Source organism: Micromonospora sp. AMSO1212t, from assembly GCF_008868145.1.
GTDB lineage: Bacteria > Actinomycetota > Actinomycetes > Mycobacteriales > Micromonosporaceae > Micromonospora > Micromonospora tulbaghiae.
Map to the genome: position 1 here is coordinate 47276 of NZ_WBKS01000020.1, position 16136 is coordinate 63411.

General features: G+C 74.7%; 10 protein-coding genes. 6 read left to right on the plus strand and 4 right to left on the minus strand.

The window, feature by feature from the left end; genetic code table 11:
- Window positions 1-32: 32 nt before the first annotated feature.
- Window positions 33-2627, minus strand: a complete 2595-nt coding sequence (rph, locus tag F8279_RS08480; protein WP_192580655.1) for a rifamycin-inactivating phosphotransferase — start codon at window positions 2625-2627, stop codon at window positions 33-35.
- A 299-nt stretch (window positions 2628-2926) separates the two neighbouring features.
- Here rph and F8279_RS08485 point away from each other — a divergent pair, with 299 nt between their 5' ends.
- Complete coding sequence (locus F8279_RS08485) at window positions 2927-7063, plus strand: SpoIIE family protein phosphatase (protein ID WP_151499593.1); 4137 nt, start codon at window positions 2927-2929, stop codon at window positions 7061-7063.
- The gene (locus F8279_RS08490) at window positions 7060-7359 is read left to right on the plus strand and encodes an STAS domain-containing protein (RefSeq protein WP_091417157.1); all 300 of its coding nucleotides are present in this window, start codon (window positions 7060-7062) and stop codon (window positions 7357-7359) included. The genes F8279_RS08485 and F8279_RS08490 overlap by 4 nt, the downstream gene beginning before the upstream one ends.
- A gap of 31 nt (window positions 7360-7390) precedes the next feature.
- Here the strand turns inward: F8279_RS08490 and F8279_RS08495 are convergent, their stop codons facing one another.
- Both F8279_RS08495 and F8279_RS08500 read right to left on the minus strand, forming a co-directional pair.
- Window positions 7391-8272: a universal stress protein gene (locus F8279_RS08495; protein ID WP_151499594.1), complete on the minus strand. Its 882-nt coding sequence runs from the start codon at window positions 8270-8272 to the stop codon at window positions 7391-7393.
- Between the two features lie 11 nt (window positions 8273-8283).
- Window positions 8284-11091: a cation-translocating P-type ATPase gene (locus tag F8279_RS08500; RefSeq protein WP_368668784.1), complete on the minus strand. Its 2808-nt coding sequence runs from the start codon at window positions 11089-11091 to the stop codon at window positions 8284-8286.
- A gap of 182 nt (window positions 11092-11273) precedes the next feature.
- On the opposite strand from F8279_RS08500, the gene F8279_RS08505 reads away from it, so the two are divergent.
- The 4 genes from F8279_RS08505 (at window position 11274) to F8279_RS08520 (ending at window position 14034) form a co-directional block, all read left to right on the plus strand.
- Window positions 11274-12014 carry a hypothetical protein gene (locus F8279_RS08505; protein ID WP_091417152.1) on the plus strand — a complete coding sequence of 247 codons (741 nt, stop codon included), beginning with the start codon at window positions 11274-11276 and terminating at the stop codon, window positions 12012-12014.
- A gap of 41 nt (window positions 12015-12055) precedes the next feature.
- Window positions 12056-12244 carry a ribonuclease gene (locus F8279_RS08510; RefSeq protein ID WP_091417150.1) on the plus strand — a complete coding sequence of 63 codons (189 nt, stop codon included), beginning with the start codon at window positions 12056-12058 and terminating at the stop codon, window positions 12242-12244.
- 34 nt (window positions 12245-12278) lie between these two features.
- On the plus strand, window positions 12279-12752 hold the full coding sequence (locus tag F8279_RS08515; protein ID WP_151499595.1) for a hypothetical protein: 474 nt from the start codon (window positions 12279-12281) through the stop codon (window positions 12750-12752).
- 76 nt (window positions 12753-12828) lie between these two features.
- The gene (locus tag F8279_RS08520) at window positions 12829-14034 is read left to right on the plus strand and encodes an MFS transporter (RefSeq protein WP_225853194.1); all 1206 of its coding nucleotides are present in this window, start codon (window positions 12829-12831) and stop codon (window positions 14032-14034) included.
- A gap of 48 nt (window positions 14035-14082) precedes the next feature.
- Here F8279_RS08520 and F8279_RS08525 read toward each other — a convergent pair.
- Window positions 14083-16136: carbohydrate-binding module family 20 domain-containing protein (locus F8279_RS08525; protein ID WP_151499596.1), on the minus strand; the 2054-nt coding region annotated here is incomplete at its 5' end.

Genomic DNA, 16136 nt, shown 5'->3' on the forward strand with positions numbered 1-16136 from the left:
CCGGAGTTCCATCATCGAGCATGCCGCACCGGTCAGGACAGCAGCTCGACGTACCCGTCGGTGCCGTGCACGCGGATCCGCCCGCCGTCGGGGATCAGCCTGGTCGCGTCCGGCACCGCCACCACTGCGGGCAGGCCGTACTCGCGGGCGATCACCGCGCCGTGCGTCATCAGCCCGCCCACCTCCGTCACCAGGCCCGCGGCGCCCACGAACAGCGGCGTCCAGCTCGGGTCGGTGTGCGCGGTGACGAGGATGTCGCCCGGCTCCAGGTCGGCGCCGGCCAGGTCCGCCACCACCCGCGCCCGCCCCTCCACGACGCCGGCTGAGACCGGCAGCCCGACCAGGGCGCCGGCGGGCACGTCGTCGCGCCGGTACGAGCCGTTGATCGCCTCGCCCTCGGAGGTGAGGACCCGGGGCGGGGTGAGCGCCTGGTGCGCCCGGAACTCCTCCCGGCGCCCGCGGATCAGCCCGACGTCGACCCGGCCGGTGGCCGCGACCTCGCGGAACTCGTCGAACGTCAGGTAGAAGACGTCCTCGGCAGCGGCGAGCACACCGGCGCGCGCCAGCCGGCCGGCCTCGGCCATGAGCGCCTGCTTGTAGACGGCGTAGCGGCTCACGATGTCGTACTTCGGGTACTCGCGGTAGCCGACGAACGTCCGTACCCGCTCGATCATCGCCTGCGTCTCGGCGGCCCTGCGCTCACCGTCGGGCAGCGCGCGCAGGCGGTCGAGCACCTCCCGGGCCTTCTCCTCGGCCCGCTCCCGGCCGTGGGCGAAGCGGCGCGCGGCCGCGCCCGGTGCGAAGTTGCGGACGTTGTCCAGGATCAGCGGCACGAGCGTGGCGGGACGCTCGCTCCACCGGGGCCGGGTGATGTCGATCTCGCCGACGCAGCGCATGCCGTACCGGTCGAGGTAGCCCTCGACGGCCGCGCGCGCCTGCGCGCCGCCCGGCAGTTTCGGCAGCTCGTCCAGGAACCCGTCGTCGGCGACGTCCCGCAGGAAAGCGACCACCTCGGGGTACGCGCGGATCACGTCGGCCACGTCGAGCAGCGCCAGCCCCATCTCGGAGGTGACGTTGCCGGGCGCGGACAGCGTGAGCGTGTCGGCCGCGTCGCGCTCGCCGAGCCACTCCCCCAGCTTGTCGTTGAGCCACCAGGTGGCCTGCATTCCCGCCATGATCGCCTGGCCGCTCAGCGGATCGGTGAGCACCCGCTTGTGCTCGGCGAACGCCTCGACCAGGAAGTCGAACAGCTCTGGTCCGGTCCGGGCGCTGATGTCGCGGCGCAGGGCGGCGAGGGACTCCCGGCTGCGCTCGACGAGCGTGGCGACGATCGCCGGGTCGGTGTCGATCGGGAGCGGCGGGCCGCCCGCGGGCGGGCCGGCCGGGGCCGGGTCCGGCGCGGACGGCACGACGTCCCGGGCGAGGACCGTCTCCAGCGCGTCCCGGGTGAGCGGGTCGGCCCGGCCGATCATGCCCAGGAACGCGGTACGGCCCGCCGGGGTGGACAGGTGCGGCGTGGCGTCGACGAACAACCGGCCGCCCGCCTCGTGCATCGGCGCCATCGCGGTGAGCCGCCACATCGACAGGCCCAGCGGCTTCATGGCGTCGGTCATCATCTGCTGGTGGCCGACCGACAGGTAGACGTGGAAGCGTCCGTCGACGGCGGCCGCCGGCACCGGGAACAGCGTGGTGATCGGCCGGCTCTGCAGGACGTGAATGTCGTCGCCGGTCAGGGCCCACTCGATGTCCTGCGGGCACCCGAAGCGCGCCTCGATCCGCCGGCCCAGCGCGGCGAGGCGTACCGCCTGCGCGTCGGTCAGCGCGGCAGACGCCTGGCGCGCCGGGTCGACCGGCGTCTCCCGGGTGCCGCCGCCCGGCGCCGCGTGCACCGCCCGCGACTTCGCGCCGATCGTCCGGCTGGCCACAGCGCCGTCGCGCACCGTGAAGACGTCCGGGTTCACCAGGCCGGAGACAAGGGCCTCGCCGAGACCGAAGCCGGCCTCCACCGAGACCACCGTCCGGTTCCCGGTGACCGGGTCGGCGGTGAACATGATCCCGGCCGCGTCCGGGAAGACCATCCGCTGGACCACCACGGCCATGTCCACGGCCCGGTCGTCGATGCCGTGGCGCCCCCGGTAGGTCACCGCCCGGTCGGTGAACAGCGAAGCCCAGCAGCGGCTGACGTGCCGCAGCACCTCTGCCGTGCCGACCACGTTCAGATAGGTGTCCTGCTGGCCCGCGAACGAGGCGGTCGGCAGGTCCTCCGCCGTCGCGCTCGACCGCACCGCGTACGCGGCGTCCGGACCGAGCCGGGACAGCGCGGCGGTGACCGCCGCCGCGACGTCGGCGGGCAACGCGGTCCGCTCGACTGCGCGACGGACCTCGGCGGCGGCCGTCCGGATCGCCGCCGGGTCCTCCGCGTCCGCGCCGGCGAGCCGGTCCAGTGGACCGGCCAGCGACGGTGTCCGCGCCACCAGCCGGAAGGCGTCCGTCGTGACGCAGAAACCACTGGGTACGCGCACCCCGTCGATCCGCGTCAACGCCCCCAGATGCGCGCCCTTGCCGCCGACCGCGCCGATCCGCGACTCGTCCACCTCGTGCAGTTCCCACACGTACCGTCCGGTCATGCCGTGCCCCCGTTTTCGCAGCTCAACCCGCATCGGCCGATGATTGTGCGGCATGACCGGGGCCTTGCGGCAAGGCCCGGGGTGCGGTATATGTTGATGGTGGCGAGGAGACCTGTCTCTTTGCCTTTCTTTTTGTGGTCGTCACGTCCCCCTGCCCTGACCCGCCGCCGTCACGTGAGTCAGATCTCCCCGCCCCGGGTGGAGTGCCGAGGGCGCCACGGGGCAAGAAGCGACCACGAGGCCGCGGTGCGACATGGCCCGGACGAGCGGGATCGGGTGGGGTGGGGGAGACTCGTGCGATGAGCGGCGCTGACACCGACCCGCGTACGCGTGCCGACGTCTTCGCCGTCGACGGTGAGATCGGGCCGGACCTGGCGCGGGTCGACTGGTCGAAGCACCCCCTGGGGCCGCCGGACACCTGGCCGCAGAGCCTGCGGACCGCGGTGCGGATCCTGCTGTCCTCCCGGTTCCCGATGTGGATGGCCTGGGGGCCGCAGCTCACCTTCTTCTGCAACGCCGCCTACCGGCGGGACACGCTCGGCCGCAAGTACCCGTGGGCACTGGGGCGCCCGGCGAACGAGGTGTGGGCGGAGATCTGGGACGACATCGGCCCCCGCGTCGACACCGTGCTGCGCACCGGCGAGGCGACCTGGGACGAGGGCCTGCTGCTGTTCCTGGAGCGGGCCGGCTACCGCGAGGAGACGTACCACACGTTCTCCTACAGCCCGTTGCGCGCCGACGACGGCAGCCTGGTCGGGATGCTCTGCGTGGTCAGCGAGGACACCGAACGGGTCATCGGTGAGCGGCGGATGGCCACGCTGCGCGACCTCGGCTCGGACCCGAGCGTCATCCGCACCGAGCAGGAGACGCTCGCGTTCGTCAGCCGCCAGCTGGCGCGCAACCCGCAGGACCTGCCGTTCACCCTCACCTACCTGTACGACGGCGACGGCGGCGCCCGGCTGGTGGAGGCGACCGGGCTGGCGGCGGACCACCCGGCGGCCCCGGCCACGCTGTCCCCCGGCGACCCGGCCGCCCCGTGGCCGGCCGACGCCCTGACCGAGGGCGATCCGGTGCGGGTCGCGCTCGACGGCCCGGCCTTCACGGACCTGCCCACGGGTGGCTGGCCCGCCGCGCCGACCGAGGCGCTCCTGGTGCCGCTGCGGCAGCAGGGCGGGGCGCCGTACGGGTTCCTGGTCGCCGGGCTGAACCGCTACCGGGCGCTGGACGACGGGTACCGCGGCTTCGTCGAGCTGACCGCCGGGCATCTGGCCACCGGCATCGCCAGCGCCCGCAGCTACCAGGCGCAGCAGCGGCGCGCCGAGGAGCTCGCCGAGCTGGACCGCGCGAAGACCGCGTTCTTCTCCAACATCAGCCACGAGTTCCGCACCCCGCTCACCCTGATCATGGGCCCGCTGGACGAGCTGCGCGGCCGGTTGCAGGGCGCCGACGAGCGGGTCCGCGCCGAGCTGGACGTGATCCGCCGCAACGGGCTGCGCCTGGGCAAGCTGGTAAACAGCCTGCTGGACTTCTCCCGGATCGAGGCCGGGCGGATGCAGGCCCGCTACGAGCCGGTGGACCTGGCCGCCGTGACCGCCGACCTGGCGAGCGTCTTCCGGTCGGCGATCGAACGGGCCGGCCTGTCCTTCGAGGTGGACTGCCCGCCCCTGTCCGAGCCGGTGCACCTGGACCGCGGCATGTGGGAGAAGGTGGTGCTCAACCTGCTCAGCAACGCGCTGAAGTTCACCTTCGACGGCACGATCCGGGTGGAGCTGCGCGACGAGGGCGTCTCGGCGGTGCTGCGGATCTCCGACACCGGCATCGGCGTCCCCGCCGACGAGATGCCGCGCCTGTTCGAGCGGTTCCACCGCATCGAGAACGCCCGCTCCCGTTCCGACGAGGGCAGCGGGATCGGCCTCGCCCTGGTCAAGGAGCTGGTCATGCTGCACGGCGGCGACATCGACGCGGACAGCGCGGTGGGCCGGGGCACCACCTTCACGATCCGGTTGCCGTTCGGCACCGCGCACCTGCCCGCCGACGCGCTCGCCCCGGCGGGAAGCGGCCGGACGCCGGCGTCGGCCGAGCCGTTCGTGCAGGAGGCGCTGCGCTGGCTGCCCGCCGACCCGGGCGACGCCGTCGCCGGGGACGCCCCGGTGCAGCCGCTGCCCGGCGGGGCGCCGGCCCGCGTCCTGGTGGCCGACGACAACGCCGACATGCGGGAGTACCTCACCCGGCTGCTGCGCTCGGCCGGGCACGAGGTGCAGGCGGTCGCCGACGGGCGGGCCGCGCTGGACGCCGCCCGCGCGCACACCCCCGACCTGGTGGTCAGCGACGTGATGATGCCCCGCCTCGACGGCCTGCAGCTGGTCGCCGCGCTGCGCGCCGACCAGCGTACGGCCGGTACTCCGGTGCTGCTGCTGTCCGCCCGCGCCGGTCAGGAGGCCTCGATCGAGGGGTTGGAGGCCGGCGCCGACGACTACCTGGTCAAGCCGTTCCCGGCCGCCGAGCTGCTGGCCCGCGTACGCGCGAACGTGGAGCTGGCCCGGCTGCGCAACCACCACGCCCGCTGGCGTACCGCGCTCGTCGACTCGTTGCAGGAGGCGTTCTTCGTCTGCGACGAGGAGGGCGCGGTCGTCGAGATCAACGCGGCGTTCACCGGCATCCTCGGCTACGGCACCGAAGGGCTGCCCTACCCGGCGGTGCACCCCTGGTGGCCGGACCGGGAGGCCGAGCCCGAGGCGCACCGCCAGGTGGCGGCCGCGTTCTCGACGCTCGTGGGGCAGACCCGTGGCACCTACACCGTGCCGGTCACCCACCGCGACGGGCACCGGATCTGGATCTCGGCCGCGTTCAACCAGGTCGACGACCCGGACAGCGGCCGCCGGATGATCGTCGGCACGTTCCGCGACGTCACCGCGGAGCACTACGCCGTGCAGCGGGAGACCGCCCTGGCCGGGCTCAGCATGCGGCTGTCGCAGGCAGACGACCTCACCGACGCGCTGCTCGGGGTGCTGGACGAGCTGCGCAAGCTGTGGCGGGCCGCCGGCGTGCTCACCGCCGTCTTCAGTGACCTGCCGACCCCCGACGTGACCGCCACCGACCCGGCGGCACGCTGGGACACGTTGCCGCAGGAGCGTCGTCAGGCGTTGCTCGCGCTGCGGGACACCCCGCTGCTGACGCCGGTGGCGACGCGTACGCACGGCGCCGGCATCGCCGTCGAGCACCCGCACGGCACCATGGCGCTCTGGATCGACCTGGGCGAGAAGCGGCCCTTCACCGAGCAGGACCAGACCCTGCTGGCGCTGCTGGCCGGCCACATCGGTCAGGGACTGCACCGGGCGCACCAGATCGACCAGCAGCGGGAGACCGCCCTGGCCCTGCAACGGGCGATCCTCGGCCCGGCGCAGCTGCCCGCCGGGTTCGCGGTCCGGTACTCCCCCGCCGCGATGCCGCTCAAGGTCGGCGGCGACTGGTACGACACGGTGGAACTGCCGGACGGGCGGATCGGCATCGTGGTCGGCGACTGCGTGGGACACGGCCTCGGGGCCGCGACAGTGATGGGCCAGCTGCGCAGCGCCTGCCGCGCGCTGCTGTTGCAGGATCCGAGCCCGGCCCGGACGCTCGCGGCCCTGGACCGGTTCGCCGCGCTGCTGCCGGGCGCCTCCTGCGCCACCGTCTTCTGCGGCGTCCTCGACCCGGCCACCGGCCAGATGCGCTACTCCAGCGCCGGTCACCCACCGGCCATCGTGGTCCGCGCCGACGGCACCCCCGAGCTGCTGCAACACGGCCGGTCCCGGCCGCTGGCCGTACGTCCGGGCCAGGAACGCCCGGAGGCGGAGGCGACGGTGCAGCCGCGGGCCACCCTGATGCTCTACACCGACGGCCTGGTGGAACGGCGCCGCCAGCCGATCACCGCCGGCATCGCCCGCGCCACCGACGCCATCCAGCGGGGGCACCGCGCGCCGGTCGAGGTCCTGGCGACCGAGATCATGGAACGGCTCACCCCCGACGGCGGCTACCACGACGACGTGGCCCTGCTGCTCTACCGCCACCCCGGGCCGTTGGAGCTGGAGTTCCCCGCCGAGTCGACCCGGCTGGCCGAGGTCCGCACCGCGCTGCGGGGATGGCTGGACCGCTGCGGGCTGGCCCCGGCCCACGCCTACAACATCCTGGTGGCGGCCGGTGAGGCGTGCGCCAACGCGATCGAACACGGGCACCGCGACGATCCGGGCGGGCGGATCCGGCTGCGCGCCGCCGCCACGGCCGGCGACCTGCGCCTGAGCGTCACCGACAGCGGCCGATGGCGGGACCGGAACCGGCCTCCCGACCCGCACCGCGGCCGGGGACTTGTGCTCATGCGCGCGCTGATGGACAACATCAGCGTCACCCCGGGAGCCACCGGCACCACAGTCGACATGCAGGCGAGGATCACGCCATGAGCACGTCCCTGACCCTGACCACGAGCGACAGTCCCGACGGCGCCCGCGTGCTGGCCGCCGTCGGTGAGATCGACATGAGCAACGCGTCTGCCTTCGCCGACGCGCTGGCCGAAGCGGTACGCCCCGACGGTGAGCCTCTGGTCGTGGACCTCACCAAGGTGGAGTACCTGGACAGCGCCGGGCTGGCCGCGCTGTTCCCGCACGCCGGCCGGATCGCGCTGATCGCGGGCCCGCTGCTGGAGCCGCTGCTGACCATCTCCGGGCTGGCCGACCTCACCACGGTCCGCAGCGCCTGACGCCGTCGCGGGGTCAGGCGCCGTCGCGGCGTCAGGCGCGGTCGCGCACGATCATCAGCGGCGAGTGGGCGTGGTGCAGCACCGCGTGGCTGACCGAGCCGAGCAGCAGCCCGCCGAGCGCGCCCCGGCCGTGCGCGCCGACCACCACCAGCTGGGCGTCCTTCGACTCCTCCACCAGCACCCGGGCCGGGGCGCCGCGGATCGACCGCTGCCGCACCGGCACGTCCGGGTAGCGCTCGGCCCAGCCGGCGATCGACTCGGCGACGACCCGCCGGGACTCCTCGGCGAAGGCCTCGGGGTCGTACACCAGCGGCAGGATGTCGCCGGGGCCGATCGGCGTGGGGTACAGCCAGGCGTGCACCACGATCAGCGGCGCGCCGCGGCGGGCGGCCTCCTCGTACGCGGACCCGACCGCCGCGGTGGACAGCTCGGAGCCGTCGACACCGACCACGACCGGGCCGTCGGCGCGCGCCTCGCCGCGCGTCACCAGCACCGGGCACTGCGCGCGGGCCGACACCTGGAGCGTGACCGAGCCGATCAGCAGGCCGGCGAACCCGCCCAGGCCGCGGTGGCCGAGCACGATCAGCGCGGCGTCGCGGGACTCGGCGACCAGCACCGCCGCCGCCGCGCCGTCGACCACCACGCCGGTGACCGGCACGTCCGGCGCGACCTTGCCGGCCTCGGCGACCGCCTCGGCGACGCACCGCTCCGCCTGGTTGCGCAGGCCGGCGCCAGCGGGCGCGCCCGGGGCCGGGGTGAGCGGCGCGCGGGTCAGCGGCCAGATGAACGCGTGCACCACCTGCAGCGGCCGGTTCCGGTCGGCGGCCTCGCGGGCGGCCACCCGGACCGCGTCCAGCGAGGCGGCCGACCCGTCCACGCCCACCACGACGGGGGCCTGCGAGTGGATCGTCATGACGTCCTCCTTCACTCGTCCTCAGCCTGCCCGTCCGGCGGCCGACCCGGCAGGGCCAGCGGTCCCGGCGTTGGGTCGTCGGTCCCGGCGTTGGGGTCGTCGGTCCCGGCGTTGGGGTCGTCGGTCCCGGCGTTGGGGTCGTCGGTCCCGGCGTTGGGGTCGTCGGTCCCGGCGTTGGGGTCGTCGGTCCCGGTCCGGGAGGCGTTGCTCCCGCGGAAGCGGCGGGTCAGCCGCAGCACCAGACCGGGCAGCACGCCGATCGCGGCGCAGGCGAGCAGGTCGAGCGCGCCGAGCGGGGACGTGCCGAGCAGCTCCCGAAGCGGCGGCAGCAGCACGCCCGCCACCTGGAGGACCGCGGAGACCGCGACCGCCACCGGCAGCGCGAGGTTGCGCTCGCGCGAGCCCGGGGTACGGGTGGCGCGAACGGCCAGCGCCACACCGAGCTGGGCCAGGCCGAGCACCACGAACACCACCGACTGCCACGGCCGGTCCGCCGCGGCGGCCCACACGCCGGCGCCGAGCGTCGCCGCGGCGATCAGCCCGCCAGTGAGCAGCACGTCCCGGCCCAGGCCGCCGCCAAGCACCGACTCCTGCGGCGAGCGGGGCGGCCGGCGCAGCGTGCCCGGCTCGGCCGGTTCCGCGCCGAGCGCCACACCGGGAACGCCGTGGGTGAGCAGGTTGATCCAGAGGATCTGCGCCGGCAGCAGCGGCACCGGCAGGCCGAACAGCGGGCCGAGCAGCATCACCGCGATCTCGGCGACGCCACCGGCGAGCGCGTACCGCAGGAACCGGCGGATGTTGTCGTAAATCCGGCGGCCCTCGCCGATGGCGGTCGCCACAGTGGTCAGGTCGTCGTCGACGAGCACCAGGTCGGAGGCCTGCCGGGCCACCTCGGTGCCGCCGCCCATCGCCACGCCGATGTCCGCGCGGCGCAGCGCCGGGGCGTCGTTGACGCCGTCGCCGGTCATCGCCACCACGTGCCCCTGGGTCTGCAGGCCGGCGATGATGTCGAGCTTCTGTTCCGGCTGGGTCCGCGCGTACACCCGGGTCTCGGGGTGGGCGCGGCCGGGGTCGCCGTCGTCGCCGTTCGCCAGCGGGTCGCCGTCGCGCCAGAGCCCGAGCCGCCCGCCGATGGCGGCGGCGGTCGCCGGGTGGTCGCCGGTGATGAGGACCAGCCGGATGCCGGCCTCCTCGAAGCCCGCGGCGATGCCCGGCGCCGCCGCGCGCAGCGGGTCGCCGACCGCGACCAGGCCCAGCGGGCGCAGGCCGGCCGGCCGGGCCGGGTCCGGCAGGGTGTCGACCACTGCCGAGGCCACCGCCAGCACCCGCAGCCCTTCGGTGGCGAGCCGGTGCGCGGCGCCGGTCAGCTCGGCCAGTTCCCCGGCGTCGGCGTCCACCAGCGGCGCGGCCAGCAGGTTCTCCGGCGCGCCCTTGCAGACCACCAGGTAGCGCCCGTCGCAGCGGCGGTGCAGCGTGGTCATCCGGCGCAGGTCCTGGTCGAACGGCGCCTCCGCCACCCGGGGCCAGGCCTCGCGGGTGGTGTCCGGGTCCAGGCCGCAGCGGGCGCCGAACGTGACCAGCGCCGCCTCCAGCGGGTCACCGATCGCGGTCCACTCCGGCCGCTCGTCGGTCGGCGGCGTCACTGTGGCGTCGTTGCAGAGCAGCCCGGCGCGGGCGAGGGCGCGCAGTTCCTCCGGGGCGCTCACCGGTTCGCCCCGGTGGTGCACCTCGCCGTCGGGCGCGTAGCCGGTGCCGGTGACGGCGTAGCGGTCGCGGCCGGGGACGACGGCGTACTGCACCGCCATCCGGCCCTCGGTGAGCGTGCCGGTCTTGTCGGAGGCGATCACGGTGACCGAGCCGAGGGTCTCCACCGCGTGCAGCCGGCGGGGGATGGCCCGGCTGCCGGCCATCCGGCGCGCGCCCAGGGCGAGCGCGAGCGTGACGACAGCGGGCAGCGACTCCGGCACGGCCGCCACCACGAGGCTGACGGCGGTGACCGCCATCTGCGTGACCGGCCGCCCGTCGAGCACGCCGATCGCGAAGACCAGCCCGGAGAGCACCACGGCGGTCAGGCCGAGCACCCGGCCGAGCGAGGACAGGCGTCGTTGCAGCGGGGTGGGCGCCGGCCGGGTCGCCGCGACCAGGGCGCTGATCCGGCCCAGTGCGCTCGCCGCGCCGGTTCGCACCACGGTCCCGGTGGCGCGACCGGTGGTGACCACCGTGCCCGCGCTGGCCTCCTCCCCCGCGACCCGGGCCACCGGCACCGACTCGCCGGTCAGCGCCGACTCGTCCAGGCTGAGGCGTACCGCGTCGGTGAGGTCCAGGTCGGCGGGCACCACGTCGCCGGCTTCCAGCCGGACCAGGTCGCCGCGGACCAGGTCGGCGGCGGGCAGCACGAGGTCACGGCCGTCGCGGACCACGCGCGCGGTCGGTGCGGCGAGCCGGTCCAGCGCGGCGACCGCCCGGTCGGCGCGTACCTCCTGCACCACGCCGATCGCCGTGTTGATCAGGACGACCAGCACGATCACGGCGGTGTCCGGGTAGTCGCGCAGCAGCGTGGTCACCACGGCGGCGGCCAGCAGGAGCGCCACCAGCGGGTCGGTGAGCTGGCGGAACACCCGGCCGGCCAACCCGCGCTTGCGCGGCGCGGCCACCGTGTTGGGCCCGTCGGCCCGCAGCCGGGCGGCCGCCTCGGCCGAGCCGAGCCCGGTCGCGGGGGCCGGCGAGATCTCGGTGGGCGTCGTCGCCGCAGCAGGCCCGCCGTTGATCACCACATCGTCCTCCATGTCGTCGCCGCCCACGCCGGGCAATCCCAGCATGCCGCGCGGGCGGGCCCGGGTCGCAGGGCCGAGGGCCTGCCGGACCCGGGACCAACGGCCCCCCGCGTACGGGGCAGCGCGACTCCCGGCTCGCCGGTAACGTCCGCTCGGTGAACCGGACAGGCAGCTCCGCCGGGGCGACACCTCCGTCCCGTAACCCGTGGATCCGCTGCGCGGTCGCGGTGCTCCTCGTCGCATCGGCCGGATGCGGGAAGGGGATCGGGGAGGAGAGCGGCGACGCGCTGGCGCGCGACACCGCGGCGGCGGAGGCCAAGCAGCTCAACACCGACCTGGGGCACCGCAACCGGGCACGTGACGCCGGGTCGATCGCGGCCGCCGAGATCAGCCAGGAGCCGCAGGACGCCGCGTCGGGCGGTGGTGCGACAGTCCGGCGGGAGGCACTGGCCTGGTCCGGCCGCACCGCCGGGGACGAGCGGGCCACAGTCGACGTGCGGTTCGTGGTGACAGTGCCGGAGCAGCCGCCGGTGTCGATCGGCGGTGCGAGCAACAGCGCCGGTGAGGCCACCCGCTGCTACCGGTACGAGTTCGAGCTATACCGCTACACGACCTATCACGAGATCGACTGTCCGAGCGGCCCCGCTCCCTCGCCACCCACCGCCGCGCCGGTGCCGAGGGTGCCCGACGACGGACGGCAGCGGCTCACCGCCGTGCTGCGCACCGCCACCCCGGACACGCTGGCGGGCGCGGTGCGGGCGGCGTTCCCGCAGGACTGGATCACCGTCGACACGACAGTGCACGAGGGCGCGCTCGTCGCCGCCGTCGGCGTACCGGCCGAACGGGACTGCCTCCTGCTCGTCCGCACACCGGCCGGGAAGATCGAATCCCCCGGGTACGACCGGATCTGGCTGGAGCCGGGCGAGACGGGCTGCCGGACCGCCCTCTACGTGGCGCCGCCGCGCTGACGTACCGGTTTGCCGCGCGGCCGCCGGGGCACCTGACGGTCATGACTGATCCGAGGCAGTTCCAGCGACAGCAGGAGAGCGCGCTCGAGCGCGGGCAGGTGTTCCAGGACGCCGAGGGGCGGCGTACCCGGGATCCGGGCGCCGGGGTGGAGAACGCGGAGAGCGAGGCCGACCGCAACGCCGAGCACCTGGCGCGTGGTGACGTAGGCCCGGGCGTCCCGGAGGACTGACGCCGACGAAGGGGTGTCAAGGTAGCGTTGACGGGTGACCCTGGCCGGCCTGTCCGAGATCGCCGCGGCCCGGGTCCGGTTGGACGATCGCGAGCTGGACCTCATCGACCGGGCCCGGCACGACGGCGCCACCTGGGCCGAGATCGCGCGGGCGCTGGGCCTGGGCAGCCGGCAGGCCGCCGAGCAGCGCCGGCAGCGCCTCGTGGCGGCCCGGCGGGGCCGCCTGGCCGCGCTCGACCCGGCCGCCTCCCCCGACGTGCCGGCGCTCCGGGCGGCAGTCGCCGACCTGCACCGCTGGATCCAGACGGACCGCTCGTGGGACGGCTGTTTCCCCCGCGCGGCGTTGACGCGCCGCACCTGCGCGCTCGCGCTCGACGCCCCGGCCGGGCCGCTGTATGCGCTGGCCGCGCACCTCGCCGACGATCTGGCCGGAGCGGGGCGCCGGCTGCCGGCTCCGGTACGCGACGCCGCCCGCCGCATCACGGCGGCCCTGTCAACGGAGCATTGACGCCGGCCGAAGCCATTGCGCCACTGCGACTCAATTTCCGAGGATGAGTCCTTCAGGCTCAACTCTCGGGGGATTCATGCGCCGCAACACCTTCCTGTTCGTGGCCGTCTCGATGCTGTCCGGCCTCGGCGGCAGCGCCATGGCCCTGGTCTCCGGCATCTGGATCCTGGACCTCACCGGCTCCACCGGGCTCGCCGCGCTGGCCGGTCTCTGCGTCTACGCCCCGACGCTGGCCGGACCGTGGCTCGGCGGCCTGCTCGACCGGGTGCCCCGGCGTCCCCTGGTGATCGGCGTCAACCTCGCGCTCGCCGCCGCGCTGCTGAGCCTGCTGGCCGTACGAGGGCCCGGCCAGGCGTGGCTGATCTACGCCGTCTCGTTCGCCTACGGCGTCGGCTACGTGCTCGTCGACGCCGGCGAGACCGCGCTGCTGCCCGCCGCGCTCCCCCCGGCCCGGCTGGCCGACGTCAACGGGTGGCGGTCGAGCGCGCAGGAGGGCATGAAGCTGGTGGCGCCGCTGGCCGGGGCGGGCCTGTACGCGTGGCGGGGCGGGCACGTCGTCGCGGTGCTCGCCGCCGCCGTACCGGTGCTCGTGGCCGCCCTGTACGGCGCGTTGCGCCTGACGCGGACCGACCCCGCTTCCCCGGCCGCACGCCCGGCGCGAGTGCGGGGCGGGCTCGCCGCGCTCCTGGCCCGGCGCGCGGTGCGCGTACCCGTGGCGCTCGCGGCGGTGTCCATCGCGATGTCCGGCTTCACCACCGCGGCGCTGTACGACGTGGTGGTGACGGACCTGGCCATGCCGTCGACGTTCCTCGGTGTGCTCGCGAGCGCACAGGGCGCCGGGTCACTGCTCGCCGGGCTCGTCGTCGGCCGGTTCGCCCGCCGCCGCGGCGAGATCGCGGTCGGTGCCGCCGGCGCGGTCCTGTTCGCCGTCGGCTGTCTCGGGCGATGCCTGCCGTGGTGGCCGGGCACCGTGGCCGCCTCGGTGGTGGCCGGTGTAGGTCTGCCCTGGACGCTCGTCGCGGCGGTCACTGCCGTGCAGACCTACACGCCACCGGCGATGCTGGGGCGGGTCGCCGGGACCGCGAACACCGCGATGTTCGGCCCGATCACGCTGGCCGTCCCGCTCGGGTCGGCGGCGGTAGCCGTCGGCGGGCGGCCGCCGTTGGTGGTCGCCGCCGTGATGTGCCTGGCCGCCGCGCTTGCGGCGGCTCATGGCGGACGCCGCCGGGGCGGAGCCGCCATCCCGGCGCAGGCCGGTGACGAGGCCCGGGTCCGGGCCTGACCGGATGCGGCCCGTCCCCAGGGGTGAGGGGGACGGGCCGCACGATCGTCAGCGCCAGGTGTCGGTGACGGCGCGGGTGCCGCCGGCCGGCGTGGTGAGCGTCCGGTTGGCGCCGGACTCCCAGGTCACCGTGCCGTCCGGGTTCTTCTTGACGTACTTGTACTCGACGGCGGTGTTCGCGGGCAGGTCGACCGTGGCCCGCCAGACCGGGTAGGCGGCGGACGAGAGCGCGACGGCGGCGGCCGGGTTCCAGCCGCCGAGCGCCGGTATGTTGCCGACCACGAACACGTTCTGCCCGTAGACGGTGGTCGCGGTGGCGGAGAACGTGGTGGCCACAGTCGTGGTGACGGTGTCGCCGCGGAACGTCTCGGTCACCGCGTACGTGCCGCCGGCCGGGGTGGTGAACGTCCGGTTCGCGCCGGACTCCCAGGTGACGGCGCCGGCGGAGGTCAGCTTGACGAACTTGTACTCCACGGCGGCGGACCGGGGCAGGCTGACGGTGGCGCGGTAGGCGCCTCCGCCCTGCGCGGCGAGCTCGACTCCGTTCGCGGGCGTCCACGAGCCCAGCTCGGGGATGCCGCCGACGACGTAGACGTCCTGCCCGGCGGCCAGGTTCGCGGTGACGGTGAACGTGGTGGCGATCCGGTCACCCGGGCTGACCGTCGGGGACGCGGTCGGCGACACGGTCGGGGACGGGCTCGTGCCCGGCCGGGCGTTCACGTGGATGGCGACCGCGTCGTTGGCCGGGACGGTCACGGTGGCCCGGCCACCGGACACCGTCACCGTGGAGCCGGTGCAGCCGCTGCCGGTGGCGACGCCGGAGACGACGTCGCAGTACCGGCCGTCGGCGAGACCGGTGACGAAGGTGGCGGTGGTGGCCGAGCCGGAGTCGTTGATGCCGATCCACGCCCGGTCGCCCCGGTGGAAGCCGATCACGTTGCTGTTCACAGTGGTGAAGTCCGAGACGGTCTTCACCGGGCGGGCCGCGTTGGCCCAGCCGACCATGCCCTTGACGCCGGTGGTGCGGCTCAGGCAGTTCCAGGCGGCGCCGCACACCGTGTCGGTGACGCGCCCGGTGCCGTCGTGCGGCGGGGACTGGTTGCGGTTGGACCAGGTGAAGCTGTCGTAGACCGACGGCCTGCCGTGCGGGTAGGCCAGCGCGAAGTAGTTCGCCAGCACGTAGTCGGTGCCGTTCTTGTACGACAGCACCACGCCGTCGCGCTCCAGGTCGTGGTTGGTGACCATGGAGAAGACGTTTGCGCTCGGCGCGTCGAGGTTCCAGTTCGGCACGTTCGCCAGCGCCGAGATGGAACCCTGGAACGCCGAGCGGATGCCCTTGGCGTACGCGAAGTCGAGCACGTCGCCGTTGCCGATGTACGCGCGGGCCTGCAACGCCGGGTTGCTCGCCCCGTCGAAGATCTCCTGCGCCACGTAAGGTCGCCGGCCCTCGGCGACGGTGTCGTTCAGCTTGCCGAGGACGGCCGCGAAGTCGTCCTTGCGGATGTGCTTGACCGCGTCGACCCGGAAGCCGTCGACGCCGAGCCCGATCAGGTCGTTCAGGTACGCCGCGATCTTGTTCCGGACCGTTTCCTTCTCGGTGTAGAGGTCGGACAGCGACAGCAGCTCGCAGCTGGTCACCTGGGCCTCGTTGTTCCAGTCGCCGATCGCGCCGCCGGTCGGGCAGTTGTCGCCGGGGCGGTGGAAGTCACCGTCGCCGTACGGCACGGCCGGGTAGCTGTAGCCGGAGAACTCGGTGCCGGCGTAGCCGCGCGTACCGGCCGGGTTGTTGGTGCCGGCCATGTGGTTGACCACCGCGTCGACGTAGACGCGCACACCGGCGTCGTGGCACGCGGTGACCATGGCGGCGAACTGCTGGCGGTTGCCGAACCGGCTGTCCAGCCTGTACGACACCGGCTGGTACACCTCGTACCAGGGGTAGGCGCCGTCGGCGCTGGCGGGCAGCTTCACCGACTCCTGCGGCGGTGCCACCTGCACCGCGCCGTATCCGGCCGGTCCGAGGTGGTCGGTGCAGGCGGCTGCGACCGACGTCCAGTTCCATTCCCAGAGGTTGGCGGTCACCTCGCTGTCGTTGAGCACGACGG

Bases quoted from the DNA above. Each gene is read 5' to 3' on its own strand.
- F8279_RS08495 (WP_151499594.1), bottom strand. From the start codon at position 8,272: ATGACGATCCACTCGCAGGCCCCCGTCGTGGTGGGCGTGGACGGGTCG.
- F8279_RS08500 (WP_368668784.1), bottom strand. From the start codon at position 11,091: ATGCTGGGATTGCCCGGCGTGGGCGGCGACGACATGGAGGACGATGTG.
- rph (WP_192580655.1), bottom strand. From the start codon at position 2,627: ATGACCGGACGGTACGTGTGGGAACTGCACGAGGTGGACGAGTCGCGG.
- F8279_RS08485 (WP_151499593.1), top strand. From the start codon at position 2,927: ATGAGCGGCGCTGACACCGACCCGCGTACGCGTGCCGACGTCTTCGCC.
- F8279_RS08490 (WP_091417157.1), top strand. From the start codon at position 7,060: ATGAGCACGTCCCTGACCCTGACCACGAGCGACAGTCCCGACGGCGCC.
- F8279_RS08520 (WP_225853194.1), top strand. From the start codon at position 12,829: ATGCGCCGCAACACCTTCCTGTTCGTGGCCGTCTCGATGCTGTCCGGC.
- F8279_RS08510 (WP_091417150.1), top strand. From the start codon at position 12,056: ATGACTGATCCGAGGCAGTTCCAGCGACAGCAGGAGAGCGCGCTCGAG.